The 5,437-nt window shown below is 39.3% G+C and carries 4 protein-coding genes and 1 other annotated feature; all 4 genes read right to left on the bottom strand.

What is annotated here, in order from left to right; all coding sequences use genetic code 11:
* Positions 1–208: 208 nt before the first annotated feature.
* A complete protein-coding gene (locus WBG45_RS01060) occupies positions 209–652 on the bottom strand; it encodes a carboxymuconolactone decarboxylase family protein (protein WP_424411945.1) in 444 nt (147 codons plus the stop codon).
* 419 nt (positions 653–1,071) lie between these two features.
* The gene (gene pheT, locus WBG45_RS01055) at positions 1,072–3,483 is read right to left on the bottom strand and encodes a phenylalanine--tRNA ligase subunit beta (protein ID WP_424411944.1); all 2,412 of its coding nucleotides are present in this window, start codon (positions 3,481–3,483) and stop codon (positions 1,072–1,074) included.
* 12 nt (positions 3,484–3,495) lie between these two features.
* The gene (gene pheS, locus WBG45_RS01050; protein ID WP_424411943.1) at positions 3,496–4,533 is read right to left on the bottom strand and encodes a phenylalanine--tRNA ligase subunit alpha; all 1,038 of its coding nucleotides are present in this window, start codon (positions 4,531–4,533) and stop codon (positions 3,496–3,498) included.
* Between the two features lie 43 nt (positions 4,534–4,576).
* Positions 4,577–4,811, bottom strand: a binding site (T-box leader).
* Between the two features lie 43 nt (positions 4,812–4,854).
* A partial coding sequence (locus WBG45_RS01045; RefSeq protein ID WP_424411942.1) for a TrmH family RNA methyltransferase occupies positions 4,855–5,437 on the bottom strand: 583 nt, incomplete at its 5' end.

The raw sequence follows: 5,437 nt of genomic DNA, 5'->3' as shown, positions 1-5,437 counted from the left end.
CAGTTCCCTTTTTATATTTAGTTCATTAGATTTTCGTTGCAGCGCACTTCCATGTTTCAAAGCTAGCGAAGCGATGCAACGCCCTTTCATGTTTCGAAGCTAGCAAAGCGATGCAGAAACAGATGGACTATGTTTAATGTCGCTTTTGAATTAAACTGTGCAACAAAATAAATGAAAAAACGAACACCAAAGGATGTTCGTTAAGAAGTTAAATCTTAGTTGCTGTATTGCCCATTGCAATAGATATTCTATTCCAACTGTTTATCTGATTAATAATAAGAACTAGATCAACATATTGTTTTTCATCATAATGTTCTCGGACAAGCTTGTATAAGTCATCAGGAACTCTTTTAGTAGGAATTAGAGTAATATGCTCAGATAGTTCGAGAGCAATTTTCTCTTCAGGTGTATAAAAAGTACATTCATTCCAAGCATTTAAACAATAAATTCGTTGTTCGGTTTCACCCATCTTACGAGCATCCGCTGTATGCATATCTATGCAGAAGGCACAACCGTTAATTTGAGAGACTCTAATTTTGATTAACTCTCTAGTAGTTCTATTAATCGTAGTCTGCTTAGTGTACTTCTCCATATCCATCATAATTTTCATTCCATCAGGTGCAACATCATAGTAGGGAACTCTTTGACTCATAAGGCAAGACTCCTTTGATTTTAAGATAATATTATTATACCTTTATACGAAAATTCGGACTAATGTTTTGTTTGTATGACATTCAAAGTCAAGAGGAACTTCAGTTGTAAAGTTTAATTAGCTGCGTTAGTTGTGTCGCAGTTTCGAACATAATGTGCAATAGTAGATGCTCACTCTGAAAATCATCGATTCGACCGCTGAACCTACTATTAATGTAATAAAACTCAGGAGTTAATGAACACCCTATGGCATCTCCATTCTTATTTGTTTCTCGACAATTCAAGTAAATAAGATATGGATGATGTCGTGTTTTTTCATGTGCTAAATTGTGTGCTTACCCCAACATTTATTATAGAAATATAAAAAAAGGTTAGATCCTCAAGTGATAACCACTTTCGAATCTACCTCATTTTTTTTATTTATCCTCGAAGTTGTGCGTTACCTTCTGTTTCAAGAGCTTTTAACACTTTTGAATGAGCTTTCACGACTTCTTCATCTATTAATGTACGTTCTGGATCTTCGTATGTTAGAGAGAATGCGACCGATTTTTGACCTGGCTCCATTTTCTCGCCTTCGTATAAATCAAAGACGCGCACATCTTTCAATAACTTACCACCCGCACTGCGAATGATTTTTTCTAAATCCCCAGCCGCTTGCGCTCGTTCAACAACTAACGCGATATCGCGTGAGATAGATGGGAAACGTGGTACTGGTGTGTACAATAATGGTTCTATAGAGAAAGTTAGTAATTTCGCTAAGTTCAGTTCCATTACATAAGTTTCTTTTAAATCGCGTTTCTTTTGTTCAGTTGGATGCAATTGCCCCACGATACCAATCATTTTGTCGGCTAGTTTAATGGTAGCTGTTCTGCCAGGATGTAAACCGTCCATTTGCGCTTGCTCAAATGACACATGATTATCTAATCCGAGTTTCGCAAATAAGCCTTCAATGATTCCTTTTAACACAAAGAAATCGACTGTTTTGCGTTCCCCCTGCCAGCTGTGATCAAGCCATTTACCTGTCAAGACGGCAGCAACATGTTCTTCTTCATGAGGAAGTCCTTCTGACGTTTCTCCTAAGAACACTGAACCAGTTTCGAACATTGTTACAGCATCTGCTTTACGCGCAACGTTATATGTTGCAGCTTCAAGTAAATGTGGAATTAGCGATTGACGTAATGTACTACGGTCCTCACTCATTGGCATCAATAATTCTGTCACAGGTGCAGTTTCTAGTGCAAAGCTCTGCGCAAGCTCTTTAGAAGTTAATGAATACGTAATTGCTTGTTGCAATCCAGCACCTTCCAAGTAGTTTCGAACAATGCGTCGTTGTGCTTGGTAAGGCGTTAAACCACCTGGAGTTGATTCTCCTTCAGGCAGTGTTAATGGAATTTCATCGTAACCATAAATACGCGCAATTTCTTCAACGATGTCTTCTTCAATTTGAATATCTTGACGACGTGTTGGTGCTTTGATGTAAAGCAAACCATTAGCCGCTTCGAATTCGAATTTTAAGCGACTTAAGATTGACGTCATATCTTCTAATGAAATTTTCATTCCTAAACGGTTATTAATGAAATCAGGTGATACAACTACTTCTTTTTGTGATTTATTCAGTTCGTCTGCTACTACACTTCCTTGAAGGATCTCTCCTCCAGCAAGTTCAGCAATTAGTTGAGCAGCACGTTCTGCAGCTGCTTCTACACGGTTCGGATCCACGCCTTTTTCAAAACGAGAGCTTGCATCACTGCGCAGATTGTGATCTTTAGACGTTTGGCGAACTGAAGCGGGCTTGAAGTATGCTGACTCGATAACAACCGTTGTCGTGCCTTCATGAACTTCCGAATTTGCTCCACCCATAACTCCAGCAATTGCTACCGCTTTTTGACCATTTGTAATCACTAATTGATGAGATGCTAATTCACGTTCTTGTGTATCTAATGTTATAATTTTCTCGCCTTGACGAGCAGCTCGCACAACGATTTCTCCCGTTTGTAAACGATCATAATCAAATGCATGAAGCGGTTGACCATATTCCATCAATACATAGTTCGTTACATCCACTACATTATTATGTGGACGTACGCCTGCAGCCATCAAACGTTGCTGTAACCATAATGGGGATTCACCAATTTTTACATTTTTCACGACTTTAGCGATGTACAGCGGGTTTGCATCCATGTCTTCTACACGAAGTTTCAAAACACTTTCAGCTGTTTCAGATGATGTTGAATACGTAATTTCAGGGTACTTCATATCTTCTGAAAGAATTGCACCCACTTCATAAGCAACGCCTAACATGCTCATCGCGTCTGCTCTATTTGGTGTTAATCCAAGTTCAAGCACTGTGTCATGTAATCCAAGAACTTCTAGTGCATCTGCACCCGCAAGAGTATCAGCTGGTAACACGTAAATTCCTTCTGCACATGCTTTAGGTACAAGCTTCCCTTCAATTGCAAGTTCTTGAAGTGAGCAAATCATACCGTTTGATTCTTCTCCGCGAAGCTTCGCTTTTTTAATTTTAATGCCACCAGGTAAAACAGCTCCTGGACGTGCAACAATTACTTTTTGACCTTTTGCAATGTTTGGAGCACCACAAATAATTTGTGTTACTTCTTCTCCTACATCGACTTGGCAAATCGATAATTTGTCTGCTTCAGGATGTTTTTCGCACTCTAAAACATGACCAACTACGACGTTTGTCATTCCTTGAGAACGATCAATAACCGCGTCCACTTCAATCCCAGAACGAGTAATTTTTTCAGCAAGTTCCGCTGGATCTAACCCTTTTGTATCTATATAATCAGCTAACCATTTAGTTGATACTAACATGTGATCTCCTCCTTACACTTCAGTCCGGTGAAATTGCGAAACGAATCGCACGTCATTCGTATAGAAATGACGAATGTCTTCCACTCCGTATTTCAACATCGCAATGCGCTCTGGTCCCATACCGAATGCAAATCCTGACAGTTTTTTCGAATCATATCCTGCCATTTCTAAGACATTTGGATGCACCATACCGGCACCAAGTATTTCAATCCAACCTGTTTTTTTACAAACGTTACAGCCACTGCCGCCACATTTGAAACATGAAATATCCATTTCAACAGAAGGCTCTGTGAATGGGAAGAAACTTGGACGCAAACGAATTTCACGATCATCACCAAACATTTTCTTTGCAAACACAGATAATGTCCCTTTTAAGTCGCTCATATTAATGTTCTCGCCAATAACAAGACCTTCGATTTGAGTGAATTGGTGTGAGTGTGTCGCATCATCGCTATCACGGCGATACACTTTACCTGGACAAATAATCTTAATCGGCTCTCCGCCTTTAGCTTCCATCGTACGAGCTTGAACTGGAGATGTATGTGTACGAAGTAAAATATCTTCTGAAATGTAGAATGAATCTTGCATATCACGTGCTGGATGACCTTTTGGTAAGTTCAATGCTTCAAAGTTATAGTAATCTTTTTCAACTTCAGGACCTTCAGCAATTTCGTATCCCATGCTGATAAATAAGTCTTCAATCTCTTCCACCACTCGAGTTAGTGGATGATGATTTCCGGTTTTAGCTGGACGACCAGGTAACGTAACATCGATTGATTCATTTTCAAGTTGTTGTTGAATAGCCGCGTCTTCAAGTACGACTAAGCGCTCATCCAAAACAGACGTTACTTCTTCCCGAACAACGTTAACAAGTGCCCCCATTTTAGGACGTTCTTCAGCAGGAAGTTTACCCATCCCTTTTAACAGATCCGTAATTGGACCTTTTTTACCTAAATAAGCAACCCGCACGTCTTGTAATTCTTTTACACTTGAAGCGGCTTCTATTTTGCTAATTGCTTCTTGTTTTAATTGTTGTAATTGTTCTTGCATTTGTATATCCTCCCTCTAAAAAAATAAAAAACCCCGCCCCTGAAAAAGGGACGAGGAACTATTTCGCGGTACCACCCTGATTACTACGCTGAATTTCCAGACGTAATCACTTCATTGAATTAACGGCTCTTCACCGGCACACCTTTACAGCAATCGCTGGTCCTGATGGCAGCTAACGGGGTGAACTTCGATGATTCTTCTATATTTGCACTTTCAGTCTCGGTGCAAACTTCCTGGATAAAAGGGTTTCATGTACTCTTCCCGGTCACAGCTTTTAACGTATCAAATTACTATCTATTATACGCGGAATTTAATTTTTCATCAAGATTCATTTTCTGTATGAACTAATGTATATAGAAGAATTCCTGTAGCAACTGCTACATTTAAAGATTCGGCTTGTCCGAATAACGGTATTTTCAAATTCATATCCGTTTGCACGAGAAGCTCTGGTGATAATCCACTACCCTCATTGCCCATAATTAAAGCAAATTGTGATTGTGGTTCTACATGATTGTAAGAAACCGAATCGTCTAAAGAAGTACCATAGACTGCTATACCTTTATTTTTAAACGTTTGTAACCATTCTGATAAATCACCTTTTAAGATTGGAATATGAAAATGAGAACCTTGACCCGAACGAACAGTTTTTGGATTATAAGCATCTGCTGAACCTTTTCCTAATATAACTGCATCTAGACCAGCGGCATCCGCAGTACGAATCATCGTTCCAACGTTGCCCGGATCTTGAACTGCATCAACCATCAAGATTTTCGTCCATTTTTGCTGCTCTTTTTGAGTGGTTTTTGGTTGAATACAATGAGCGTAGATGCCTTGTGAATATTCAGTTTCAGCAATTTCTTTGGCAATTTCCATCGTTACTTCAACCATACTCACATCTTCAAGG

Source organism: Paenisporosarcina sp. (assembly GCF_049671445.1).
Taxonomy (GTDB): Bacteria; Bacillota; Bacilli; order Bacillales_A; family Planococcaceae; genus Paenisporosarcina.
Note: the sequence above shows the minus strand (reverse complement) of the source record. Positions and strands in the feature narration are given on the sequence as shown.

What these genes read in the sequence shown, in the direction of transcription:
- WBG45_RS01060 (WP_424411945.1), bottom strand. Translation starts at nt 652, where the DNA reads ATGAGTCAAAGAGTTCCCTACTATGATGTTGCACCTGATGGAATGAAA.
- pheT (WP_424411944.1), bottom strand. Translation starts at nt 3,483, where the DNA reads ATGTTAGTATCAACTAAATGGTTAGCTGATTATATAGATACAAAAGGG.
- pheS (WP_424411943.1), bottom strand. Translation starts at nt 4,533, where the DNA reads ATGCAAGAACAATTACAACAATTAAAACAAGAAGCAATTAGCAAAATA.